21 protein-coding genes are annotated in these 22,840 nt (G+C 66.8%); 9 read left to right on the forward strand and 12 right to left on the reverse strand.

Annotated elements, in window-relative coordinates; all coding sequences use genetic code 11:
* Positions 1–42 precede the first annotated feature (42 nt).
* The 3 genes from WDM91_12645 to WDM91_12655 form a co-directional block, all read right to left on the reverse strand.
* Positions 43–426 carry a glycine zipper domain-containing protein gene (locus WDM91_12645; protein MEI9995437.1) on the reverse strand — a complete coding sequence of 128 codons (384 nt, stop codon included), beginning with the start codon at positions 424–426 and terminating at the stop codon, positions 43–45.
* A gap of 158 nt (positions 427–584) precedes the next feature.
* Entirely contained in the window at positions 585–3,023 is a 2,439-nt protein-coding gene (locus WDM91_12650) for a TonB-dependent receptor (protein ID MEI9995438.1), read from the reverse strand.
* Between the two features lie 184 nt (positions 3,024–3,207).
* A complete protein-coding gene (locus tag WDM91_12655) occupies positions 3,208–4,320 on the reverse strand; it encodes a hypothetical protein (protein ID MEI9995439.1) in 1,113 nt (370 codons plus the stop codon).
* A 269-nt stretch (positions 4,321–4,589) separates the two neighbouring features.
* Here WDM91_12655 and WDM91_12660 point away from each other — a divergent pair, with 269 nt between their 5' ends.
* Complete coding sequence (locus tag WDM91_12660; GenBank protein MEI9995440.1) at positions 4,590–5,291, forward strand: MBL fold metallo-hydrolase; 702 nt, start codon at positions 4,590–4,592, stop codon at positions 5,289–5,291.
* 45 nt (positions 5,292–5,336) lie between these two features.
* Here the strand turns inward: WDM91_12660 and WDM91_12665 are convergent, their stop codons facing one another.
* Both WDM91_12665 and WDM91_12670 read right to left on the reverse strand, forming a co-directional pair.
* On the reverse strand, positions 5,337–6,203 hold the full coding sequence (locus tag WDM91_12665) for an enoyl-CoA hydratase-related protein (protein MEI9995441.1): 867 nt from the start codon (positions 6,201–6,203) through the stop codon (positions 5,337–5,339).
* A 108-nt stretch (positions 6,204–6,311) separates the two neighbouring features.
* Entirely contained in the window at positions 6,312–7,226 is a 915-nt protein-coding gene (locus WDM91_12670; protein ID MEI9995442.1) for an SDR family oxidoreductase, read from the reverse strand.
* Between the two features lie 240 nt (positions 7,227–7,466).
* Here WDM91_12670 and WDM91_12675 point away from each other — a divergent pair, with 240 nt between their 5' ends.
* Both WDM91_12675 and WDM91_12680 read left to right on the forward strand, forming a co-directional pair.
* Complete coding sequence (locus WDM91_12675; GenBank protein ID MEI9995443.1) at positions 7,467–8,057, forward strand: TetR family transcriptional regulator; 591 nt, start codon at positions 7,467–7,469, stop codon at positions 8,055–8,057.
* A gap of 111 nt (positions 8,058–8,168) precedes the next feature.
* Positions 8,169–10,253: a 3-hydroxyacyl-CoA dehydrogenase NAD-binding domain-containing protein gene (locus WDM91_12680; protein MEI9995444.1), complete on the forward strand. Its 2,085-nt coding sequence runs from the start codon at positions 8,169–8,171 to the stop codon at positions 10,251–10,253.
* Between the two features lie 39 nt (positions 10,254–10,292).
* Here the strand turns inward: WDM91_12680 and WDM91_12685 are convergent, their stop codons facing one another.
* Positions 10,293–10,697 (reverse strand): biopolymer transporter ExbD, encoded by a 405-nt coding sequence (locus tag WDM91_12685; GenBank protein MEI9995445.1) that lies wholly within the window; start codon positions 10,695–10,697, stop codon positions 10,293–10,295.
* A gap of 105 nt (positions 10,698–10,802) precedes the next feature.
* A complete protein-coding gene (locus tag WDM91_12690; protein ID MEI9995446.1) occupies positions 10,803–11,297 on the reverse strand; it encodes a hypothetical protein in 495 nt (164 codons plus the stop codon).
* 58 nt (positions 11,298–11,355) lie between these two features.
* On the opposite strand from WDM91_12690, the gene WDM91_12695 reads away from it, so the two are divergent.
* The 3 genes from WDM91_12695 (at position 11,356) to WDM91_12705 (ending at position 14,604) form a co-directional block, all read left to right on the forward strand.
* The gene (locus WDM91_12695) at positions 11,356–12,153 is read left to right on the forward strand and encodes an alpha/beta hydrolase (GenBank protein ID MEI9995447.1); all 798 of its coding nucleotides are present in this window, start codon (positions 11,356–11,358) and stop codon (positions 12,151–12,153) included.
* A gap of 209 nt (positions 12,154–12,362) precedes the next feature.
* Positions 12,363–12,992, forward strand: a complete 630-nt coding sequence (locus WDM91_12700) for a MarC family protein (GenBank protein MEI9995448.1) — start codon at positions 12,363–12,365, stop codon at positions 12,990–12,992.
* Between the two features lie 124 nt (positions 12,993–13,116).
* Positions 13,117–14,604 carry an AMP-binding protein gene (locus tag WDM91_12705; GenBank protein ID MEI9995449.1) on the forward strand — a complete coding sequence of 496 codons (1,488 nt, stop codon included), beginning with the start codon at positions 13,117–13,119 and terminating at the stop codon, positions 14,602–14,604.
* Between the two features lie 9 nt (positions 14,605–14,613).
* On the opposite strand, the gene WDM91_12710 is transcribed toward WDM91_12705, so the two are convergent.
* Both WDM91_12710 and WDM91_12715 read right to left on the reverse strand, forming a co-directional pair.
* A complete protein-coding gene (locus WDM91_12710) occupies positions 14,614–14,946 on the reverse strand; it encodes a GIY-YIG nuclease family protein (GenBank protein ID MEI9995450.1) in 333 nt (110 codons plus the stop codon).
* Between the two features lie 73 nt (positions 14,947–15,019).
* Positions 15,020–15,781, reverse strand: a complete 762-nt coding sequence (locus WDM91_12715; GenBank protein ID MEI9995451.1) for a Coq4 family protein — start codon at positions 15,779–15,781, stop codon at positions 15,020–15,022.
* A gap of 78 nt (positions 15,782–15,859) precedes the next feature.
* On the opposite strand from WDM91_12715, the gene WDM91_12720 reads away from it, so the two are divergent.
* The 3 genes from WDM91_12720 to ligD all read left to right on the forward strand — a co-directional run bounded on the left by WDM91_12720 (position 15,860) and on the right by ligD (position 19,168).
* On the forward strand, positions 15,860–16,441 hold the full coding sequence (locus WDM91_12720; protein ID MEI9995452.1) for a TetR/AcrR family transcriptional regulator: 582 nt from the start codon (positions 15,860–15,862) through the stop codon (positions 16,439–16,441).
* Positions 16,442–16,577: 136 nt separating this feature from the next.
* Complete coding sequence (locus WDM91_12725; GenBank protein ID MEI9995453.1) at positions 16,578–17,300, forward strand: DNA polymerase ligase N-terminal domain-containing protein; 723 nt, start codon at positions 16,578–16,580, stop codon at positions 17,298–17,300.
* Positions 17,301–17,317: 17 nt separating this feature from the next.
* Positions 17,318–19,168: a DNA ligase D gene (gene ligD / locus WDM91_12730; GenBank protein ID MEI9995454.1), complete on the forward strand. Its 1,851-nt coding sequence runs from the start codon at positions 17,318–17,320 to the stop codon at positions 19,166–19,168.
* A gap of 77 nt (positions 19,169–19,245) precedes the next feature.
* On the opposite strand, the gene WDM91_12735 is transcribed toward ligD, so the two are convergent.
* From WDM91_12735 to WDM91_12745, 3 genes are all read right to left on the reverse strand, one after another.
* Entirely contained in the window at positions 19,246–20,151 is a 906-nt protein-coding gene (locus WDM91_12735) for a Ku protein (protein MEI9995455.1), read from the reverse strand.
* 94 nt (positions 20,152–20,245) lie between these two features.
* Entirely contained in the window at positions 20,246–21,187 is a 942-nt protein-coding gene (locus WDM91_12740; GenBank protein ID MEI9995456.1) for a nitronate monooxygenase, read from the reverse strand.
* The gene (locus tag WDM91_12745; protein MEI9995457.1) at positions 21,184–22,638 is read right to left on the reverse strand and encodes an MFS transporter; all 1,455 of its coding nucleotides are present in this window, start codon (positions 22,636–22,638) and stop codon (positions 21,184–21,186) included. The genes WDM91_12740 and WDM91_12745 overlap by 4 nt, the downstream gene beginning before the upstream one ends.
* Positions 22,639–22,840: the final 202 nt, after the last annotated feature.

Genomic DNA, 22,840 nt, shown 5'->3' on the forward strand with positions numbered 1-22,840 from the left:
AACCACGTCCCCGAATACAGTGGCCGTCGGCCGGCCGGCGCGTCAGACGGACTTGTCGTCCGAATCCGAGAGGCTGCTCGCCGCCGTCGCCCCCAGCGCGGCACCCACTGCCGTGCCGATCGGGCCGGCGATCGAGCCGATCACCGCACCTACGGCCGCGCCGGCAGCCGGCGTCTTGAGCGCCTTGGGTACGGTTATCGTGCCGCGCTTTGCGGTCTTCTTCCGGGCTTTCTTCGCCACAGGTGCCTTGGCGGCAACCTTCCCGACGACCTTCTTGGCGGTCTTTTTCGCCGCCTTGCGCGCGACCTTCGCCTTGGCGACGGTCTTCTTGGCGGCGGACTTCACCGCTTTCTTGATGCGCTTGACGACGCGCTTGGCACTTTTCTTTGCTGGTTTCGCCTTCTTGGCTTTCTTGCGGACGGCCATGGCTTTGCTCCGAATGCGCCTCGGCCACCATCAGTGCGTGATTCTTCGCGATTCGCCAAGCATTGCGCGAGCGGCGCCCTGCACCGCAAGGTCTGAAAATCGACAATCCGGCGCGGCGGGCCGCACAGATCGCGGCCCGCCACCGACCCGAACGCGGCCTAGAAATCCGTGCCGACCGTGATGAAGCCCATGCGCGGCGCGATCGGGTAAGCCTGATAGCCGCCCGAGGCACCCGTCACCACCGCGGTGGAGACGCCGGTCGTATCGGTGAGGTTGGTCGCGTTCACGCTGATCTTCAGGCGGTGCAGATAGTCGTTGTTCTCCAGATCGACCACATAGCTCGCCTCGAAACCGAGCAGGAAAGTGCTCGGCACCGACATGTCGTTGAGATAGGTGACGTAGCGCTTGCCGACGAGATCGCCGCTCACCTGCGCCTCGAATGCGTCCCAATTGGCCGCGAGCACGAACTTGTTGAGCCAGCGCGGCTGCAGCGGCACCGACTTGCCGGAGATCGCCACCGGGGTCAGCACGCCACCGACCACGGTGTTGAAGTCCGAGTCATAGGTCGACTGGTTGTAGGAGATCGCGTCATAGGCGCGGAAATGCTCGCCGAAATGCAGCGTCCCTTCGAGGTCGGCGCCGTCCATCGTCACGCCGCCCACATTCACCAGGATCGCGGGATTGGGGTTGATGAAGTTGTAGGTCGCAACGTTGAACAGCCGGTTCGAGAAATTCACGTGGTAGTAGTTGAGCTGGCCCTCGATACCGGTGATCGGTCCGAAATCCACATCGCGATGCGAGCGCACGCCGATTTCGTAAGTCCAAGACGTTTCGGGATGGGCCGTCGCCTTGAAATCGTCGAAGGCCTGCTGGCTGCCCAGGCTCCACGGCGACGCGCCGTAGAAATTGCTGCCTGCGGCATAGGGCACGAACTGCCGCATGTTCTTCTGGACGTTGACGAAGACCTGCTCGTTCTCGGTCGCATCCCACGTCGCGCCGACCTGCGGCAGGAACCAGTTGTCGGAAGTGATCGAGCCGGTCGGGAAATTGACCTGCGGGCTGGTGGCGGGGAGGCCGGCGGGATTGCCCGCCTGCAGGTTCTGCTGCTGGGTCACGACGCGGTTGCTGGCCGTCTGCAGGCTCGCCTTGACGCCGGCCTGGAGCAGCAGGCTCGGAAGGATCTGCCACTGGTCCTGGAGGTGGAGCTGCAGGTCGTCGGTCTTCAGCGTCACGTAGTACTGCGTGAAGTTCGGATCGCGCGGCACGTCATAGGGCGTCAGGTCGTTGTTGTCGGCCGTGAAGGCGTACCAGCGGCGCGCGGTCGACGAGGCGTTGCGCTCGTACCAGACGCCGGCCTCGATCTGGTGATCGCCGAGCTGCCAGTTGAAGGTCGAACGCTCGCCGGCGCGGTTGATGCGGTATTCGGTGGTGCGCACCTCATAGCCGGTGCCGCCGAACACGGCGGCGATATTGTCCAGCGTTCCGGTGCTGGAGGTCGAGCCGCCCACGACGAGGCCCGGATAGTAGATGCCGAACAGGCCCGGCAGGCCCGCCTGGTTGATCGGGCCGGCGACGATGCCGCGGCCGGTGTCATGGTGGTAATAGGCCTGGTTGGACCACGTCATGTCGCTGTCGAGGGTCCAGTCGTATTGCAGATAGGCCAGCGCGTCCTCGCGCTGGGCGGCGCTGTCGTAGTTCGAGAAGTTGTTGCCCTGGGCGGCCGGCGGCGTACCGTGGGTGAGCGAGGCGACGGCAGCGGCATAGTCCGGGAACAGGAAGGGGCGGGTGTAGGGCGTGAAGGCGCCCGTGCCGCCGGCCTGGTTGCCATAGCCGGTGGCGTCTTCATTGGGCTCAACCTTGTACTGCCAGTCGGCGTAGAAGGTCAGCTTGCCGTTGCCGTCGGTGTGGACGAATTTCAAGTTCGCCTGGTCGGCCATCTGGTGGCCGTCGAAGTCCCAGGCCCGCGCGTCGTGGTGCAGATAGCTGACATAGGCGGAATTGCCGTCGCCCATGTCGCCCGTGTCGAAGCGCGCGAAGGTGCGGCTGGTATAGAAGCTGCCCAGCGTCTCGCGCAGGTTGAAGTTGCGATAGTCGAGTGGATCGGAGGAGAAGGTCTCGATCGCGCCGCCGAGATTGCTGGTCGAAGCGACGCCGAGCGAGCCGGCACCCGACGACAGCGTCACATGGTCGACGTTCTCGCTGGCCAGCGCGCGGCTCGGCGAGAGGCCGTTGTAGTTGCCGTATTGCTGGTCGCCGAGGGGCACGCCGTCCATCGTGTAGCCGAGCTGCTGGGTCGTGAAGCCGTGGACGATGAGGGATTCGTTCTGCTCGTTGTTGCCCCAGGGATCGGACGTCTCGTAGACGACGCCGGGCAGGGTCTCGATCGCCTTGAGCGGGCTGAGGCCGGGCAGGACGCGCTGCGCCTGGGCACCGCTGATCTGGACGGCGGAGTGGGTCGTCTGCTCCGCGGTCACAATGACGGTTTCCACCGTCGTCGCATCGTCGGCCAGCGCCTGCGGCGCGGCTAGGACGGCGACGGACAGCGAGGTGCCGATATAGAGCGCGCGTTTCAGCGCGCCGCGCTTCGAGAGATTCATTGTGCCCCACTCATGTACAAAGCGGCGCACGGCGCGCCGGATCGGGGCGCTGGTAAGCGGCGCAAACTACGGATGGGCTACGGTTCGATCAAGCTTTTGCAAATCGCGGCATCTCGTCTCGCGGCACTGCGAGCGCGGGGTCGCACATGCTCAAGACTTGGGCAGGAGCCGTCGAGGATGAAAATCAGAACTTGATTCTGGCGCGGCTCAGCAGCGATACGGCGTTGGCGCCGTTCTGGCCGGCATAGTTCATCTGGAACGACGCGTTGGTCTGCAGGGCCAGCGAACCATCGAGGAAAGTCGTGATGTAGCCGATCTCGACATCGGTTTCGGACGATGCGCTGGCGCCTTCGAGCATGTGGTTGCGCGCGAAGAAGGACGCGCCGGTCATGCCGGGCATGCTGACGAACTCGCTGTCGGAGCCGATTGCCGGGCGCGATACCGCGAAGCCGAGCGCGTCATTGCCGAACAGCCCGTTCTTGGCGATCGCGATGCCGTAGGAGCGGGTGCGCAGCGCATCGCCCGTCAATGCCGGCGCGACACCGGCCTTGAGGTCGAGCTGCGTGATGCCCTCGCTATAGGACGCCGTGGTCACCCAGCCATTGCCGAAGCGCAGGCGCGCCGACAGGCCCAGCGCCGTCGTGTCGGCCGCGGCGCCGGGCACCGGGACGTTGAGAATGCCGTCGCGCTCGGCCGTGCGCGACGCGGTGACGCCGAAGCTCGCCCAATTGGTGGCGTCCCAGGACAGTCCGGCGAGCGCCGAATCGGCGCTGCGCGCGGCATAGGGCATCGGCGTGCCGGCAAGACGGGCGAGCGCACCCATCGCGTCGGGCGTGTAGGCCGGCTGGCCCGGCGAGAGACTGGCGAAGCCGGCGCTGACATGCAGGTCGCGGGTCAGCGAAGCCGTGATACCGGCGAATTCGCCGCCGGCGGCCAGCGAACTGTACGGCGCGCCGACAGCCGCGGAGGACAGGAAGAGTCCGTCGAGGCCATGCGTGGCCGTGGCGCCGGCAGGCGGGACACCTGCGCTGAGGTCCACCTTGTAGCCGACCTGAAGATCGACTCCGTCGAGCAATGCCACGCTTGTCGAAGCACTCTCGAACGCGGCAGCGCCAGGCGGCCCATAGGACACGGCGGAAGGGTTCAAGGGCTGGGCGAAGTCCAATGCCACGACGGTCGGGCTGTCGGCGGCAAGCGGCACAAAGGGCTGGGCAACGGGCACGGCGCCGCATGCGGCGCCCGCGAACACGAGCGATCCCGCGACAGCGCAGATCGCGCGGCGGACCGTAACCTTCATGACACCTTCAATCCCACTCTGACCTTTCGGCCGTTGACCAACGTAACAGTGCTAACGCGCTTACTCCAGCAATCGCTGGGATTCAGCCGGCATTTCCGCCCTTTTGCGCCGGATTTGTTGCACCTTGGTTACGCTGACGCTACTTATAACAGCGCAACAAAATTGCAAAAATTAGGTACATCCGGACTGGTAATTGTTCCTCCAAAATCTCGGGATACCACTTTCGGTTCCGGTGGACCTCCCGGCCAGCACCCTCTATCTCAAATGGCATGGACGAGACACCGATCAAGGCTGCAATCCTGCCCGTCACCCCTTACCAGCAGAATTGTTCCCTGGTGTGGTGTACGCGCACCAGGCGGGCCGCGGTCATCGACCCCGGCGGTGACCTGGACCGGCTCAGGGACGCGCTCCGGGTCGAGCGGGTGACCTTGGACAAGATCCTGTTGACCCATGGGCACCTGGATCATGCGAGCGGCGCGGCCAAGCTGGCCCGAGAGTTCGGCGTACCGATCGAAGGGCCGCACCGCGACGACCAGTTCCTGCTCGACGAGCTGGGGCGCAACGCCAAGCGGCCGGGCTTCGCCGACGCCGAGAACTGCACTCCGACGCGCTGGCTAGAGGATGGCGATACGGTGACGGTTGGCGAGGCCGAGCTGGGCGTGCGGCACTGCCCCGGGCATACACCGGGGCACGTCGTGTTCTTCCATGCGGGCGCCAAGGTGGCGTTCGTCGGCGATGTGCTGTTCGCCGGGTCGGTCGGGCGGACGGATTTCCCGCGCGGCAATCACCAGCAGCTCGTCGAATCGATCACCGGGCGGCTATGGCCCCTGGGCGACGACATGCAGTTCGTGCCGGGGCACGGCCAGATGTCGACCTTCGGCTGGGAGCGGAAGACCAATCCTTATGTCTGCGACCTGGCGCTGGGGATCACGCGCGAACTGGAAGCGAACGCGCCGAGAAGGCCTTATTAGACGAATTGGCACGCGGAGGCGGCTTCGCACATGCGCGTGAACCTTTCACCGTGGCGCAGGCTTGTAGCTTTTGGGCCAACCGGCGCTGACCTTGCCGGGGAAGTTCGGCCGGCGTTTTTCGAGAAAGGCCGCGACGCCTTCCTTCACGTCGCCGCCGCCGCCGAGCTCGACGCTGAGCGGACCATCCATCGCGATCGCCCCGAAGGGCGTGGGCTGCGCCGAATACTGCCAGAGCATATGGCGCGTCAGCGCGACGGAAACCGGCGCGGTGTTTTCGACGATCTCGGCGGCGATGACGCGGGCGCGCGGCAGGAGCTGGTCCGGCGCGAGGACTTCGCTGACGAGGCCGCCCTGCTTCGCCTCGTCGGCGCCGAAGACGCGGCCCGAGAGGCACCAGCGCAAAGCCTGATCGAGGCCCACCAGACGCGGCAGGAACCAGGCGCTGCCCGCTTCGGGCACCAGGCCGCGGCGCGCGAAGACGAAGCCGAACTTCGCTTCGCTCGACGCGATGCGGACGTCCATCGGCAGCGCCAGCGTGATGCCGACGCCAACCGCCGGGCCGTTGATCGCCGCGATGGAGGGTTTGCGGCAATTGTAGATGGCTTCGATGAAGCCGACTCTCTTCCTTTGGCCCACCGCTTCGCTGCTTGAGGCCTGGTTGAACATCGCGGCGTTGCCGCTCTTTGTGTCGAAGGCGTTGGCGCCGCCCGAGATGTCGGCGCCGGCGCAGAAGCCGCGGCCCGCGCCGGTGACGATGATCACGCGCACGGCGTCGTCCGCGTCGGCGGCGCGGAACGCCTCTTCAAGCTCGATGCCCATGGTCGCGGTGTAGGCGTTGAGCTTGTCGGGACGGTTCAGCGTGATGGTCGCGATGCTGTCCGCGACGGCGTAGGTGATGTGCTCGTAGGTCATCGAAGGCCTCCCGTTTTGCCGGCAAGGTTAGACCTGTGAGCACGGGAGGGAAGCGTGACGTGGCGGCAGCAAGCGACGTTTCACCTCCCCGAATTCGGGGAGGTGAATCTAAGCGAACGCCGTACCGGTCAGCTTCTCCGACATCGCCCAGAGGCGCGCGGCGTCGGCGAGGTTCTTGGCGCGCGGCGGGACGCGGGCCTCGGCGGGGGCGCCGATGAGCTCGAACAGGCCGTCGGGGCCGTAATAACCGGCAGGCTTGGCGCGCGGCGACGTCGCGCCGAACAGCTGCGGCAGAGCGCCGGCGGCCGGCGAATGCGCCAGCACCTTGCCGAGAACGGTGCTGAGCCCGCCCATGAATCCGACGCGGCCGGGGCCGTTGGGGATGAGCTCGGTCAGCGCGTAGCCGGGGTGGGCGCCGTTGACCATCAGTTTCCAGCCCTGCGCGCCGCTGCGGCGCTGCAGCTCGAACAGGAAGAGGAGATTGGCGAGTTTGGATTGGCAATAGGCGGCCCAGGGGCTGTAGCCCTTGGCAAATTGCAGGTCGTCGAAGCGCATCTTGCCGTTGCGCGCGGCGGAGCTGCTGACGATGGTGACGCGCGGGGCGGGCGCGGCGCGCAGCAGCGGCAGAAGCTGCGCCGTCAGCGCAAAATGGCCCAGATGATTGGTGCCGAACTGCAGCTCGAAGCCGTCGGCGGTGGTCCGCCGCGCGGGCAGCGCCATGACGCCGGCATTGTTGACCAAAAGATCGAGCGGCGTGGCGCGGGCGCGCATGCGCTGCGCGAAGGCGGCGATGGATGCGAGGCTGGCGAGGTCGAGATCCTCGAAGACGATCTTCGCCGCCGGGACCTGGCCGCGGATCCTGGCGACGGATTCATCGCCCTTGGCCTGGCTGCGGCCGGCGAGCACAACATCCGCGCCGCGACGGGCCAGCTCCAGCGCGGTTTCATAGCCGAGGCCGCCCGTACCGGTGACGATAGCGGCTTTGCCGGTCTGGTCGGGGATGTCGGCGGCGGTCCAGGGCATGGGGGCGTCCTCTTCGGTGCGAGGATGATATGTGCACTGAGTGCAATATTGCAAGGGGTGCAACATCCACGGCGTCATGGCCCGCGCCCTTCGACGCCGCCTGCGGCGTCGCTCAGGATGACGTGCGGCCACCCGGTCGATACCTCTCCGCCGTCGAAACTCGCTCGCCGTTCCTCTTGCGGCATCGTAGGCGCGTCACCTGGGTGGCCCGCAGTCGCGGGCCATGACATGCTGTGTGTGATGGCGAAGAGCGACGCAAAATCGTCCGGCCTGCGGGCACGCAAGCAGGCTGAAACCCGTGCCCGGCTCACCGAAATGGCGCTGCGTCTGTTCGTGGCCAAGGGGTTCGATGCGGTCACGCTGGACGAGATCGCCGAAGCGGCGGGGATTTCGCGGCGGACGTTCTTTCACTATTTCGAATCCAAGGAGGACCTGGCCTTCGCCTGGCTCGACGCCTCGACCGACGCGATGGTGGCGGCAGTGGCGATGCAGCCGAAGGGGCTGTCGCTGCTCGACATGGCGACGAACGCCATCCTCTCCTGCCTCGGCACGCCGCTGCCGCGCGCCGAAGCTTTCGCGCTGGCGCGGCTGGTGAACGAGACGCCGGCGCTGCGGGGCCGCAGCCAGATGAAATACGAGCGGCTGGAGCGGGCGCTGGCCGACGCGTTGACGGAGCGGAAGGGGCTGCGACAAGGCGACCTCAAGGCGCGGCTGGCGGCGATGACCGCGGCGGGCACGCTGCGCGTCGCGTCGCAGCGCTGGTACGAGAGCGGCGGCAAGGAAGAGATGGCGGGATTTGCCCGGCGGGTGGTGAAAGCGCTGGGGGGATAGCTTTCCTCCCCCGTTGTTACGGGGGGAGGAAAAGATGCGACTCGACTTCGTTCTGCTCACCTGATTTTTTGTCGGCCGCATCGCCAATCAAGAAACCACCGGGAGCCCGCCATGACCGCCATCAACCCCGTCACCGATTTTTCCAAGGAAGGCGAGATCGGCGTCATCACGCTCAACTCGCCGCCGGTCAATGCGCTGTCGGCCGGGGTGCGCGACGGGCTTCATGAAGGGTTCAAGGCGGCGATCGCCGACCCGGACGTGAAAGCCATCGTGCTGATCTGCGAGGGGCGCACCTTCATCGCGGGCGCCGACATCTCCGAATTCGCGGGCGGCATGAAGGGCGCGTCGCTGTTCGACGTGCAGACCATGATGGAAGACAGCCCCAAGCCGGTGATCGCGGCGATCCACGGCACGGCGCTGGGCGGCGGACTCGAGGTCGCGCTGTGCGCGCATTACCGCGTCGCGGTGCCGAGCGCGAAGTGCGGCTTGCCGGAGGTGAATCTGGGCCTGCTGCCCGGCGCCGGCGGGACGCAGCGCCTGCCGCGCATCACCGGCGCCGAGAAGGCGCTCGAGATGGTGACCAGCGGGCAGCACGTTCCCGCCAAGGAATGCCTCGCCATGGGGCTGGTCGATGAGATCGTGCCAGAAGGCGAACTGAAGGCCGGCGCCATCGCCTTCGCGAAGAAGGTCGTGGCGGAGAAGAAGCCGCTGGTGAAGGTACGCGACAACGACGCCAAGCTGGCGGCGGCCAAGGGCCATCCCGAGATCTTCGCGAATTTCCGCAAGGCCAATGCGCGCAAATTCCGCGGCTTCAAGGCGCCCGAGGCCAACATCCAGTGCATCGAGGCCGCGGTGAACCTGCCCTTCGAGGAGGGCATGAAGGTCGAGCGCAAGCTGTTCGGCGAGGTGATGATGAGCTCGCAATCGGCGGCCCAGCGCTATTACTTCTTCGCCGAACGCCTCGCCAACAAGATCCCGGACGTGCCGGACGACACCAAGCTGATCCCGATCAAGAAGGTCGGCATCATCGGCGCGGGCACGATGGGCGGCGGCATCGCAATGAACTTCGTCAATGCCGGCATCCCGGTCACCATCGTCGAGGTCAAGCAGGACGCGCTGGACCGCGGCCTGAAGGTCGTGCGCGGCAATTACGAGCGCAGCGCCAAGAACGGCCGCTTCCCGATGGAGGAGGTCGACAAGCGCATGGCGATGTTCGGCAGCTCACTCGACATGGCGGCGCTGGCGGATTGCGACCTCGTGATCGAGGCGGTGTTCGAGCGGATGGACATCAAGAAGGACATCTTCACCAAGCTCGATGCCATCGTGAAACAGGGTGCGATCCTGGCGACCAACACGTCGGGCCTCAACATCGACGAGATCGCGTCGGTCACAAAACGCCCGGAATTCGTCATCGGCCTGCACTTCTTCTCGCCGGCCAATGTGATGAAGCTGCTCGAGATCGTGCGCGCGGATCATACGTCGAAGGAGGTCATCGCGACCTCGATGAAGCTCGCCAAGACCATCGGCAAGATCGCGGTGCTGGTGGGCGTGTGCCCGGGCTTCGTGGGCAACCGCATCCTGGGGGCGCGCGGGCGCGAGGCGCAGAAGATGGTGCTGGAAGGCGCGATGCCGTGGGACGTCGACCGCGTGCTCTACGATTTCGGCTTCCCGATGGGGCCCTTTGCCATGTCGGACCTTGCCGGCCTCGACATCGGCTGGGTGAAGGAGAAAAGCCACGGCGAGACGATCCGCGACGTGCTGTGCGAGGCGGACCGCCGCGGCCAGAAGACCGGCGCGGGCTATTACGACTACGACCCCGAGACGCGCGCCGCCAAGCCGAGCGCGGTGACCGAGAAGATCATCCACGACTTCGTGGCGAAGAGCGGCAAGAACCCGCGCAACATCCCGGACGACGAGATCCTGGAGCGCTGCATCTACCCGATGATCAACGAAGGCGCGAAGATCCTCGAGGAGAAGAAGGCGATCCGGCCGAGCGACATCGACGTCGTGTGGGTCAACGGTTACGGCTGGCCGGTCTATCGCGGCGGCCCGATGCACTACGCGGACTCGATCGGTCTCGACAAGGTGCTGGCGAAGCTGAAGGAGTTCCAGGCGACGATGGGCGACACGTTCAAGCCCGCCGCGCTGCTGGAGACGTTGGCCGCCGAGGGTAAGAAGTTTGCGGACCTGCGGTAACCGAACGGCGCCCTCCCCCCGCCGGGAAGGGCTCCTCGTTCAATATTTCTGCGTGTCGATGATGCCCACCGCGTGCAGGCCATGGCGCTGGGTTGCCGTCAGCACGGCAGCCACCGCGTCGTAGCGCGCCAGCCGGCTCGCGCTCAGATGGATCTCGGGCTGCGGATCCTGTTGCGCGGCGGCGGCGAGACGGGCATCGAGCGAGGCGTTGGTGATGCGCCAGCCGTTCCACATCGCGGCGCCGTCGATATCGACGCCGAGCAGCACCACCGCGCGCGGCGGCACGGCGCCGCCCGCGGCCGGCATGTCGATACGCAGCGCATTGGTCTGCAGCGGCAGCGTGATGATCAGCAGCACCAGCAGGACCAGCATGACGTCGATCAGCGGCGTGGTGTTCATCTCCGACATGAGATCGCCGGTGGATGCTTGGGTGCTCATGGCCATGACCTGTCTCCCCGCGACGTGGCCTTCGACGAAACGAGGCTGCGCGGCGATTGTGGCGAAATCGCGCAATTCGCGCGCATGACGATGAAAATGAATGACTGGCTGTCAGGGGCGATAGGCGGCGATGCGCGCGGGACGCTCCGGCGCTGGCAGCGGCACGGCCGACGTATCGATGGGCGGCGAGAGCCACACTTCGTGCTCGCGCTTGCGGATGACGAGGACGCGGTCGCCCAGGCAATCCTCGCCCAGCCTTCCGGCGAGCGGCGTGCCGTCGGGTGCGAGGCCGCCGGGCACGGCCGACGGACGGAAACGGACACGTTCGAGCGCCGCCGGCCCGGCCGCGACGCTTAGCTGCGCCGGGCGCGTCGCGCCGGCGAGCACGGAGGTCGCAGCGCCGACGTCGAATTTCATCCAGACTGGAGCGCCGCCGTTCAGACTTACCTGCAGATAGACATCGTCGCCACGGAAACTCGCGGGAATCCGTGCCATCTGCGCCGCGGCTGCGGTGCCGCCGAGCGCGACGAGCGCGGCGGCGGCGAGGGCGAGACGGCGGATCATGCGGTGTGAACGGACGGCAAGGCCGGCGGTTGCGCGGGCCACATGTCGCGCCCCGATATTTTGCCGGTGTAGGCTAAGGCGACGGAACCGGGGGACGGACATGGCTTTTGCGAAGATCGGCGATCTGGACGTCTATTACGAACGCGCGGGCGCGGGGACGCCGCTGCTGTTCATTTCGGGCTCGGGCGGCGACCTGCGCAGCAAGCCGAACCAAATGGACGGGCCGTTCCCGCGCGCCTTCGACCTGCTCTCCTACGACCAGCGCGGACTGGGACAGACCTCCAAGCCGGACATGCCCTACACCATGGCGGATTATGCCGACGACGCGGCGCGGCTGATGGACTTCATCGGCTGGCGCGGTGCCCGGGTGATCGGCGTGTCCTTCGGCGGGATGGTGGCGCAGGAATTCGTGCTGCGGCATCCCGGCAAGGTCGAGCGGCTGGTGCTGGCCTGCACCTCACCGGGCGGGGCGGGCGGCGCGTCATTTCCATTCCACGAGATCGAGCACATGACGCCGCTGGAGCGCGCCCGGCACATGATCCCGATCAATGATACGCGGCGCGACGCGGCCTGGGCGGCGGCCAATCCCGAGAAATACGAGCAGTTCGTCGCCTTCGCCGCCAACGATCCCTATGCCGCCGAGCCGAGCCGCGCCATGGGCTATCACCGTCAGCTCGAAGCCCGGTCGCATCACGACACGTACGACCGGCTGGGCGAGATCTCCTGCCCGGTATTGATCGCCGCCGGCCGGTATGACGGCATCGCCCTGCCAGCGACGCAGGAAAAGATGGCGGCGCGGATCAGGGGCGCCGAGCTGCGGTTTTTCGAGGGCGGTCACCTCTTCATGCTCCAGGACCGCAGCGCGATCCCGGCGATGGTGGGGTTCTTGAAGGGGTAGGCTTGCACCAAAGTTGTCATTCCCGGCTGAGCAATGCGCAGCATCGCGAAGGGAAGGGGACCCAGGTGGTGACAACAGGACGGTCTTGCAGGTAAGAACACCCATCTCGCGAGATCGTCGCGACCGGCCGATTTTCATCACCTGGGTCCCCTTCCCTCGCGCCGCGCGCAAGGCGCGCCGCGCTCGCCGGGGATGACAGCGGAGTTTGCATGTTCCACCTCTTTCCCACCGCGCTTGCGACCCTGTTCGTCGCCATCGGACCCGTCGAGGTCGGGTCGATGTTCCTGGCGCTGACCGCCGGGATGTCGAAGGCTGAACGCCGCAACACCGCCATCGTCTCGGCGGCAGTGGCGACCGGTGTCCTGGTCGCCTTCGCGCTGGGCGGCATCCAGCTGCTCGGCCTGATCGGCGTCGGGCTGCCGGCGTTCCGCACCGCGGGCGGCGTGCTGCTGCTCATGGTGGCGGCGGACCTCCTGCTGGCCCAGCATTCGGCGATCTCCTCCATCACTCCGACCGAGGAGGGCGAAGCGCGCAGCCACGAGACCGACGTCGCGGTGTTTCCGCTCGCCATCCCGCTGACCGCCGGGCCCGGCAGCATGACGGCGATCGTGCTGCTGATAGGCAAGACGCACGGGCCGTTGGACATGGCGGCGGTGCTGGCGGCGCTGGGCGTGATGATGCTGGCGACCCTGGTCGCGATGCTGGCCTCGGACCGGCTGATGCGCGTCTTGCGCAAGACGGGCGCGAACGTCATCGCGCGCGTCTCGGGCGTGCTGCTGGCGGCGCTGGCGATGCAGTTCATCTTCGACGGGCTGAGCGATAGCGGGCTGTTTCATTAGGCGCCCCTCCCCCCGCGCTTCGCGCAGGGGAGGAGCCATTTGCCCGCATTGCCGCAGCCGGTTTGACTCTGCCGCGCGCGGGGCAGTTTGATGCGGTCAACAAGCTATCATCAGGGTCGAAATCATGTCTCAGCAGGGCGTATTGGCGGCGATGGCGACCGCCGAGTTCATCTCCATCGGCGCGCGCATGCAGGAGGTCGTGGCGGAAAAACCGGACGCGCCCGCGATCACCAGCCAGGGCATCACGCGCACCTGGAGGGAGCTGCACAAGCGCACCAACCGCATGGCGCGCGGCTTGTCGGCCAAGGGCGCCAAATTCGGCGATTTCGTCACCATCGCGCTGCCCAACGGCAATGCCTTCATCGAAGCCTGCTACGCCTGCTGGAAGATCGGCGCCACGCCGCAGCCTGTGTCGTCGCGCCTGCCGCCGGGCGAGCTGGCGGCGATCATCGAGTTGGCGAATTCGCCCATCGTGATCGCGGACCAGCCGATGCAATCGCCGCGGCCCGTGGTGTCGAGCGCCGAGCTGCTCGCCGCGTCGAGCGACGACAGCGACCTGCCCGACGCCATCGCGCCCTCGTGGAAGGCACCGACCTCGGGCGGCTCCACCGGGCGGCCCAAGCTGATCGTCTCGGGCCAGCCCGGCGTCGCGGTGAAGGGCGGCGTCGAAGGCTCGTTCTGGCGCTATGACGGCGGCTCGACCGTGCTGATGCCGGGTCCGCTCTACCACAATGGGCCGTTCGGCTGCGTCTTCGGGGCGCTGAACGCGGGCGCGCATGTCGTGGTGATGCCGAAATTCGACGCCGAAGCGACGCTGCGCGACATCCAGACCTACAAGGCGGACTGGATCTATCTCGTGCCGACGATGATGAGCCGCATCTGGCGGCTGCCGAATCGCGAGCGCTACGACGTCTCATCGCTCAAGACGCTGTGGCACCTCGCGGCGCCCTGCCCGCCCCACCTGAAGGAAGCGTTCATCCACTGGCTGGGGCCGGACGTCATCATGGAGCTCTATGCGGGCACCGAGGCGCAGGCGATCACCGTGATCACGGGGGGCGAATGGCTGACCCATCGCGGCTCGGTCGGGCGCGTGCTGGGCGGCGGGACGATGGCGGCGTTCGATGCCGGCGGCAACCAACTCCCCACCGGCGAGATCGGCGAGGTCTATATGAAGCGCGATCCGTCGCTGCCGCCCTCCTATCGCTATGTCGGCGCCGAGGCGCGCACCCTGCCGGGCGGCTGGGAGAGCCTGGGCGACATCGGCTATTTCGATCACGACGGCTATCTCTATCTCGCCGACCGGCGCACCGACATGATCCTGGTGGGCGGCGCGAACGTCTATCCGGCGGAGATCGAAGCGGCGCTGGACGAGCATCCGCTGGTGGCGTCGAGCGCGGTGATCGGCCTGCCGCATGACGAGCTGGGCAACCAGGTGCATGCGATCGTGCAGCCGCGGCCGGGCCTCGATCTCGAGGACCTCAAGCGGCATCTCGCCGAACGGCTGGTGCTCTACAAGCAGCCGCGCTCGTTCGAGCTGGTCGAGGAGAATGTCCGCGACGACGCGGGGAAGGTGCGGCGCACGGCGCTCCGCGATGCGCGGGTGAAGACGTAGCCAGACCTGTCATCCCGGACGGGCCGCAGGCCCGATCCGGGACCCATGGTCCAACAAGCCGGGATAGAGATCGATCCAGAGCGGATTGTCCGCCTCGATCAAAGCGATCTTCCAATCGCGGCGCCAGCGTTTCAGCGATTTTTCGCGCGCAATGGCCGCTTCGACATTCTCGTGCCATTCGTGCCAGACAAGCGTCTTCACGTCGTACCTTCTGGTGAAGCCGGCAACGACACCTTCCTTATGCTCCCAGACTCGTCTGATGAGATTGTTGGCGACGCCGGTATAGAGCGTTCCGTATGGAGCGCTCGCAAGCAGGTACACCCAATAGGAATGTTCGCGCATGCCGCACCATGGGTCCCGGATCGCCGCTTCGCGGCGTCCGGGATGACAGCATGGGGTACGTGTAAAGCGGAGTCTACTCCGCCGCCACCATCTGCGCGGCGCCTTGTGTCGCCGCGATCGCCTCGTGCGCGGCGCGGTAGGCGTCGGGCTTGCCGATGTTCAGGCGCGTCCGCGCCGCTTCGAGCGGTTCGGCGAACAGCGTGTCGATCTCTTCGTTGTGCAGCCATGTCGTCGCCTTGCCGCGGCGATAGCCTTCCCAGATCGCGCGGCGCACGGCGCGGCTGTTCGGCTCGCGCAGGCTCTTGAGGCCGCCCATGAAGGCGATGAAGCCCCAGCCGAGGCCTCTGGTCTGGGCGTAGGAGAAGGCGACGAGGCACAGCTCGCCCAGCGGATCGTCGGCCTGGTAGCCGGTCAGCACATGCCAGATGTCGTGCACGTCGCGCTCACGGCGGCCGAACCAGGCATAGGGATGCTGCATGTCGCCGGTGACGCCGTGCGTCTCGTTGCCGATCTGCGCCAGACCGGCAGCGGAGTAGCCGGTTTTCTCCAGGAAGGCGCGATAGGCGGCACCGACCGTGCCGGGCGCGAACTGCGCCATGAATTCGGGATTGGTGAGCTTGCCCACCAGCTCTTCGCGCCGATAGGCGATACGGCCGCCCTGCTCGGTCTGCAGCAGGCGGCTGTAGTTCTTCTCGGTGATGCCGGCGTTCAGCGCATGCATGATGCGGAAGACCTGCGGCGTGTCGTTGGGATCGGCCAGCAGGAGGCGCATGGCGCGGAAGGCGGCTTTCCAGTCGCGGCGGCGGTTCATGTCCAGCTTGGGCGTGGCAGCCATGGGCAGGCCTCCATCTGATAATCTGACAATCTTGATTATCAGATAGTCAGATGGCACGCCGGAGTCAAGATGGTCGTATTGGAAAAAGAAAAGCGCCGCTATGGCGGGGCGAGCTTCGTGGACCGGCAGGCGGACCGCCGCGAGCGGCTGGTTCGGGCCGCGGTCGACGTGTTCGGCCGGGTGGGCCGCGAAGGCGCCACGGTCGCGGCGATCTGCGCCGAGGCCGGGCTGACGGCGCGCTATTTCTACGAGTCGTTTCCCAATCGCGAGGCCGTGTTCCTTGAGGCGTACCGAACCGCGCAGCGCGAACTTCTGGCCCAGATCGAACAGGCCCGGGCGGCGGCGTCCGATCCGGTGCGTGGCGCGCTGACCGGATTCTATGAAGGGCTCGCGGCGCATCCGGGACCGGCCCGGGTGTTCCTCAACGACCCGCATGGCCGCGAGCCCGAGATGCAGGCGGCGGGTGTGGAAGCCGCGAAGGCGCTGGTCCAGATGTTCGCGCCGGGCACGCGCGACGTGCTGATGGCGGCCGGCGTGCTGGGCGCGGTGATCGACATCGCGCGCCGTTGGATCGATGACGGCTTCGCCGAGCCGGTCGAGCGGGTGGTGGAGGTGGCGCTGCCGTTCGTGCGGGCGTGCTTCGAGGCGCCCCCGGCCTAAGGCCAGGGGCGCACCTCAGCATGACGAGATTTGTGGTTCTCCACCCTCGTCATGCTGAGGTGCTCGCCGCGCAGCGGCGAGCCTCGAAGCACGCACGCTCTGGGAACCTTCCGCGCGCCGTGGCAGTTTTCGCTGCATGGCAGGTCTTCAGACATATTATTCCAAACGCGATTTCGGGATCACGGCGGAGCCGCGCGGCAAGGTCGCGAAGGGCAAGGGCAAGTACCGTTTCGTCATCCAGCGCCATGCGGCGACACGGCTGCATTACGACCTGCGGCTTGAACTGGGTGGGGTCTACAAATCATGGGCGGTGACCAAGACGCCGTCGCTCGATCCGGCGGTCAAGCGGCTGGCGGTCGAGGTCGAAGACCACCCGATCGAATACGGCACCTTCGAAGGCACCATCCCCGAGGGCCAGTATGGCGGCGGCACGGTGCAGCTGTGGGATCGCGGGACCTGGACGCCGCAAGGCGAAGACCCGGCGAAGGAATTGCGCGGCGGACACCTGAAGATCGTGATGGACGGCGAACGGATGCAGGGCAAATGGGCCCTGATCCGGCTGCGCGACGACGAGGCGAAGGCCGGCCGCAAGGTCCGGCACAACTGGCTGCTGATCAAGGAGGTCGACGACAAGGCCAAGCGCGGCAAGGCGGGCGAGGCGCTGGCGAAGGAAGTGACCTCGGTGAAGACCGGCCGCACCTTGGACGAGATCGCGGCAAAATCGACCAAGGTGTGGAATTCGAACCGCTCGACCGACGAGAACGTGAAGGCGCTGAAAATCAAAGCGCCCGCCAAGGCGAAGAAACCCGCCGCTAAAAAAAAGACTCGCGCGAAGACGCGCCTGACGCACCGCGGATAGCCCGCCTGCCGGACTTCGTGGCGCCGCAGCTCGCGCGCCTGATGGAGACGCCGCCGAGCGGTGCCAATTGGGTGCACGAGGTCAAGTTCGACGGCTATCGTGTCCAGATGCGGGTCGAGAAGGACCGTGCCCGGCTGCGCACCCGCAAGGGGCTCGACTGGACCGACCGCTTCCCGGAGATCGCGGCCGATGGCGGCGCCCTGCCCGATTGTATCATCGACGGCGAGATCTGCGCCCTGAATGCGCAAGGCGCCGCGAGCTTCGGCGGATTGCAGCTCGCGCTATCGGAAGGCAAGACGGCCAAGCTGGTGTTCTTCGTGTTCGATTGTCTGTTCGCGCAAGGCCACGACCTGCGCAAGCTGGCGCTCTCGGCGCGCAAGGCGATCCTGGAGGAGATCCTCAAAGGCTCACACGCCGGCAACCGCCTGCGCTTCGTGCCGCATTTCGCGAGCCACGGCGACGCGATGCTGGAAGCGGCGTGCAAGATGGACATGGAAGGCATCATCTCCAAGCGGCTCGATGCGCCCTATGTCTCGGGCCGCGCCGATTATTGGACCAAAAGCAAATGCCGCGGCGGGCAGGAAGTGGTGATCGGCGGCTGGCGCGGCGACGCGAGCAAGATGCGCTCGCTGCTGGTCGGCACGCACCAAGACGGCAAGCTGGTCTATATGGGCCGCGTCGGCACGGGCTACACCGCGGCTGTGGCGGCCGACCTCCTGAAGAAACTCAAGCCGCTCAAGCGCGACAAGTCCGCCTTCGCCAATCCGCCGCGCGCACCGGACCTCAACTGGGTCGAACCGAACCTCGTCGCCGAGATCGCATACGAGAACGTCACGTCGGACGGGCTCTTCCGCCAGGCGGCGTTCAAGGGCTTGCGCGCCGACAAGCCGGCGGACAGCGTGGTACCCGAAGTGCCCGCGGACGCGCCCGCAAAGGAGAAGACAGCCATGGCCAAGAAGGTCGCGCGTGCCGCGAAGGGCGGCGACAATGTCGTGCTCGGCATCACCATCAGCCATCCGGAAAAGGAGCTGTGGCCGAAGTCCAAGCTCGGCCCGGCGGTGACCAAGCTCGACCTCGCGCGCTACATGGAAGCCGCCGCACCGCGCATGCTGCCCCATATCGCGAACCGGCCGGTCTCCATCGTGCGCACGCCGGACGGCATCACCGGCGAGACCTTCTTCCAGCGCCATGCCCTGAAGGGCACGCAGGCGGCGATGCTGGCGATCAAGGTGAGCGGCGAGCCCAATCCCTATCTCGGCGTCGACAGTCCCGAGGCGCTGGTGGCGCTGGCGCAGCAGGCGGTGACGGAGCTGCATCCCTGGGGCAGCAAGCCCGGCGATCCCGACGTGCCCGAGCGCATCATCCTCGATCTCGATCCGGCGCCGGATGTGCCGTTCGAGCGCGTCATCGAAGGGGCGCAGGAATTGCGCAGGCGGCTCGCCAGGCTCGGCTTCACGCCCTTCGTGAAGACGACGGGCGGCAAGGGGCTGCATGTGGTGATCGCGATCAAGGGCGCCGACTGGCCGCAGACCAAGGCCTTCGCCAAGGCGGTGGCGGTGCAGCTCGAGACCGACATGCCCGACCGCTACACCACGACGATGGCCAAGAACGCGCGCACGGGGAAGATTTTCATCGACTATTTGCGCAACGACCGCACCTCGACCGGCGTCGCGCCGTGGAGCACGCGGGCGCGCGAGGGTGCGCCGGTGGCGGTGCCGGTGGCGTGGAGCCAGGTGAAGAAGGGGCTCGATCCGCAGAGATTCACCATCCGCACGGTGGGGCCGCTGCTCAAGAAGGCGGATCCGTGGGCGGACCTGGCGAAGAGCGCCAAGGCGCTGGGACCGGCGATGAAGAAGATGGGGATGTGATCGCTCCACGTATCCTCCCCCGCGCCGCGGGGGAGGATACGGCAGCGCGGACGTCCTCTCCCGCTTCGCGGGCGAGGTTATCGGTGCGCGCGCTTCTTGGCGTTGCTGTTGGCCGGGGTCTTGGCGGGGGCCGCGCCGCTTTTGCCTTTCAGGCTCTTCTTCAAGGCTTCCATCAGGTCGATCACGTTGGTGTCCTCCACCGGTTCGGCCTTGACGGGCTTCTCGCCCTTTTCCTTGCGCTTGATCAGCTCTTTGAGCGCCTTCTCGTAGCGGTCCTCGAACATGCTGGGATCAAAGTCGCCTTCCTGCTGCTCGATGATCTTTTGCGCGATCTCCACCATCTTCTTGTCGGAGCGGCTGGCCGGGATATCCTCGAAGGCCTTCTTCGGATCGAGCACCTCCTCGGCGCTGCGCAGCGTGTAGGCGACGATGCCCTTGTCGCGCGGCTCCAGCGCCACCATGCGCTCGCGGGTGTGCATCACGACGCGGCCGATGGCGATGCGGCCCGCCTGCTCGAGCGCGTCGCGGATCACCACGAAGGCTTCGGTGCCGCTCTTGCCGTCGGGCACCAGGAAATACGGGTCGTTCCAGTAGAGCCGGTCGATCTCGTTCGCATCCACGAAGCGCTCGATATCGATGGTGCGCGTGGTCTCCAGCCGCACCTCCTGCAGCTCTTCGTTGGTCACGATGATGTATTTGTTCTTCTCGACCTCGTAGCCCTTCACGAGGTCCTTGCGCTCGACCGGGCCGGTGTCGGGATCGGTCGGGATCATGCGGATGCGGTTGTTGGTCTCGGGATTGAGCATATGGAACGAGATGTCGGAGGCGCGCGTCGTGGCGCCGTAGAGCGCGACCGGGCAGCTCACCAGCGACAGCCGCAGATGGCCTTGCCAGGCGGGACGGCCGCCGCGCCGGGCGCCGGTGGCATGGGCGGGCGCCTCGTGCCTCTTGGCGGGAGAACGGGCTTTTTTGCGCGCGGCCATGGGGATTTTTCCAGCGGATCCGGGACTCAACGCCCCGGAACCCGATTGTATCCGAAAGCCGTTCGACCCTCACGCGCCGCGAGGGCCGAGATGTTCATGCATACTGCTTCGCTCTCTGCGCAATCACATCGTGGAATTCCGCCATCGTCTCGTCGATCACCTGCTTGACCGGCTTGATCGAGTCGATGCGGCCGGCGACCTGGCCGCTCAGCGCGATGCTCGCCTCCATGTCGCCGCCGAAATAAAGGTCGGTGGCCTTGCCGAACTCCGCCATGACGTTGGGCGGCGGTTCCTTTTCGATCCGCGTGGTCTTCTCGGTGCGCAGGGCGCGCAGGGCGGGACCGGGACCCATGCGGTTGAGGAAGACCGTGTCGGTCTCCTGCGCATTGAGGATCGCGGTCTTCCAGTTCATGTGCACCGGACTTTCGGCGGCGCTCACCATGCGGGTGCCCATCTGGATGCCCTCGGCGCCCAGCATGAAGGCCGCGGCCATGGTGCGGCCGTCGACCATGCCGCCCGCGGCGATCACCGGCACCCCCACCTTCTCGCAGACCAGCGGCAGCAGGACCATGGTGGCGACGTCGCGCGGGTTCTTGAAGCCGCCGCCTTCGCCGCCCTCCACGACGAGGCCGTCGACGCCGCAATCGACGGCGCGCAGCGCGGCCTTGAGCGACGGGACGACGTGGAAGACGGTGAGGCCGGCGTCCTTCAAGGGCCCCACGATCTTCTGCGGATCGCCCGCGGAGGTGGTGACGAACTTCACGCCCTGGTCGATGATGAAATTGACGATGCCCGGATCGCGCACGAAGGCGAGCGCGACGTTCACGCCGAAGGGCTTGTCGGTCAGGGTGCGCATCTTCTGGATCTCGCCCTTGACGGCGTCGAGCTCGCCCGACGAGGTCTCGATGATGCCCATGCCGCCGGCGTTGCACACCGCGCTGGCGAGCTGGGCGCGTGCGATCCAGCCCATCGGCGCCTGCACGATGGGATATTCGACGCCGAGCATGGTGGTGATGCGATTCTTGATGGCGGTCATACGACGATCTCCGGGGATTGCGAGTTGGCGGCGGCGCGGCGCTCGGTGAGCGTGCGCTGGATGCTGGCATGCGCCTTGCGATCGATGCGGTAGCGCGTATTGATGAGGATGCAGAGCAGCGTCATCGCCGCGGGCGCCACGCCATAGACCAGGCCCAGATTGCGCGCGATGTCGGGCGCCAGGTGCAGGTTCTCGCCGCCCTTGTCGGCGATGGCGTAGGGAAAGTGGATCAGGTCCATCGCGAAGCCCGCGATCAGGCTGCCCAGCCCCGTCGCGGCCTTGGCGGAGAAGGTGGTGCCGGCGAAATACAGGCCCTCGCGGCGGGCGCCGAACAGCAGCTCGTGCTCGTCGGCGGCATCTGCCATCATCGACTGGAAGCTGATCGCCAGCACCGTCACCGCGCCATAGACGATCACGGCGTTGATCGCGAGCGCGAGGAAGAGCAGCGGGCCGTGGTCCGGCAGGATGCCGGCGATGCGCAGCAGGGGCATGCCGGACTGGGCGACGCAGATATAGCCGAGCGCCCACAGCGTCATGGTCTTCTTCTCGACATGCGGCCCCAGCAGCGCGACCACCGGGATGCCGGTCAGCAGACCGAGCGCGCCGACGATGCCGAGCTGCTGGATCGCATCGGTGGAAAGCTTCCAGAAATACTTGCCGCCATGCTGGGCGAGCACCGCGGCGGTGCCCTGCGCGACGAAGAAGATCAGCACGGTCGAGAACAGGATGAGGAAGGAACGGTTGCGGAAGACCTCGGGCAGCTCGCGCATGAGGCGACCCAGCGGGTGGCCGGCGGCGGGCGCGGCGCGGTGCAGCCGGTTCAGCGAGCCCAGCGTGCCGAAGGCCGCGAGCGCCCCCAAGAGGCAGAGGATCGCCGCGCAGGTCCAGCCCAGCGGGACATAGGCCATACGGGTCAGCATCTTGCCGTGGAAGAAGACGATGGCCAGCACGAAGGGCAGGATGGTGGCGGGCACGCTGAAGGCCGAGCGCCAGGCGATGACGTGGCTGCGCACCAGGTAGTCGTCGGTCAACTCGGCGCCGAGCGCGAAATAGGGCACGACATAGGCCGACATGCCCAGGCGCAGGATCAGCGCCATGCCGGTGACGTAGAAGAACAGCGGCCAGCCCGCGAGGCTCGGCGGCACGCTGAACAGCATGCCCAGGCCGACCAGCATCAACGGGAAGCTCGCGAACATATAGAGATGGCGGCGGCCGAAGCGCGAGGTCGTGTTGTCGGACAGCGAGCCGACCAAGGGATCGGCTATCGCGTCGATCGCCAGCGCGACGAACAGCGACAGCCCGGTGAGCGAGCCCGAAAGGCCGCACACCGCCGTCAGGTAGAAGAACAGGAACTGCCCCGTCACCGTGCTGGCGACACTGTCGACGAACTGGCCGGTGCCGTAGACCGCCTGGGTGACGACGGGAAGCTTCGAGGAATCGCGCTCGGACATCAGATCACTTCCAGATAGTCGCGCCGCGGCGGCGCGGAGGACGGACGCACCGCTCCGCCACTCCGCGGCTCCGCGTGGATCATGTTCGGCGCGCAAGCGCGCCGGACGGCGCCGTTTTCACCTCTCCCTTGCGGGAAGGGCGACGCGCTGACCCCGGACAGGGTCCGGGGGAGCACGTCGGGTGGGGGAGGCTCAATCGCGA

The organism is Rhizomicrobium sp. (genome assembly GCA_037200385.1).
In the GTDB taxonomy this organism is placed as follows: Bacteria; Pseudomonadota; Alphaproteobacteria; order Micropepsales; family Micropepsaceae; genus Rhizomicrobium.

What these genes read in the sequence shown, in the direction of transcription:
- WDM91_12665 (MEI9995441.1), bottom strand. Translation starts at nt 6,203, where the DNA reads ATGACCTACGAGCACATCACCTACGCCGTCGCGGACAGCATCGCGACC.
- WDM91_12695 (MEI9995447.1), top strand. Translation starts at nt 11,356, where the DNA reads ATGGCTTTTGCGAAGATCGGCGATCTGGACGTCTATTACGAACGCGCG.
- WDM91_12660 (MEI9995440.1), top strand. Translation starts at nt 4,590, where the DNA reads ATGGACGAGACACCGATCAAGGCTGCAATCCTGCCCGTCACCCCTTAC.
- WDM91_12725 (MEI9995453.1), top strand. Translation starts at nt 16,578, where the DNA reads ATGGCAGGTCTTCAGACATATTATTCCAAACGCGATTTCGGGATCACG.
- WDM91_12710 (MEI9995450.1), bottom strand. Translation starts at nt 14,946, where the DNA reads ATGCGCGAACATTCCTATTGGGTGTACCTGCTTGCGAGCGCTCCATAC.
- WDM91_12715 (MEI9995451.1), bottom strand. Translation starts at nt 15,781, where the DNA reads ATGGCTGCCACGCCCAAGCTGGACATGAACCGCCGCCGCGACTGGAAA.
- WDM91_12740 (MEI9995456.1), bottom strand. Translation starts at nt 21,187, where the DNA reads ATGACCGCCATCAAGAATCGCATCACCACCATGCTCGGCGTCGAATAT.
- WDM91_12675 (MEI9995443.1), top strand. Translation starts at nt 7,467, where the DNA reads ATGGCGAAGAGCGACGCAAAATCGTCCGGCCTGCGGGCACGCAAGCAG.
- WDM91_12670 (MEI9995442.1), bottom strand. Translation starts at nt 7,226, where the DNA reads ATGCCCTGGACCGCCGCCGACATCCCCGACCAGACCGGCAAAGCCGCT.
- WDM91_12650 (MEI9995438.1), bottom strand. Translation starts at nt 3,023, where the DNA reads ATGAATCTCTCGAAGCGCGGCGCGCTGAAACGCGCGCTCTATATCGGC.
- WDM91_12645 (MEI9995437.1), bottom strand. Translation starts at nt 426, where the DNA reads ATGGCCGTCCGCAAGAAAGCCAAGAAGGCGAAACCAGCAAAGAAAAGT.
- WDM91_12705 (MEI9995449.1), top strand. Translation starts at nt 13,117, where the DNA reads ATGTCTCAGCAGGGCGTATTGGCGGCGATGGCGACCGCCGAGTTCATC.
- WDM91_12700 (MEI9995448.1), top strand. Translation starts at nt 12,363, where the DNA reads ATGTTCCACCTCTTTCCCACCGCGCTTGCGACCCTGTTCGTCGCCATC.
- WDM91_12680 (MEI9995444.1), top strand. Translation starts at nt 8,169, where the DNA reads ATGACCGCCATCAACCCCGTCACCGATTTTTCCAAGGAAGGCGAGATC.
- WDM91_12685 (MEI9995445.1), bottom strand. Translation starts at nt 10,697, where the DNA reads ATGGCCATGAGCACCCAAGCATCCACCGGCGATCTCATGTCGGAGATG.
- WDM91_12655 (MEI9995439.1), bottom strand. Translation starts at nt 4,320, where the DNA reads ATGAAGGTTACGGTCCGCCGCGCGATCTGCGCTGTCGCGGGATCGCTC.
- WDM91_12745 (MEI9995457.1), bottom strand. Translation starts at nt 22,638, where the DNA reads ATGTCCGAGCGCGATTCCTCGAAGCTTCCCGTCGTCACCCAGGCGGTC.
- WDM91_12735 (MEI9995455.1), bottom strand. Translation starts at nt 20,151, where the DNA reads ATGGCCGCGCGCAAAAAAGCCCGTTCTCCCGCCAAGAGGCACGAGGCG.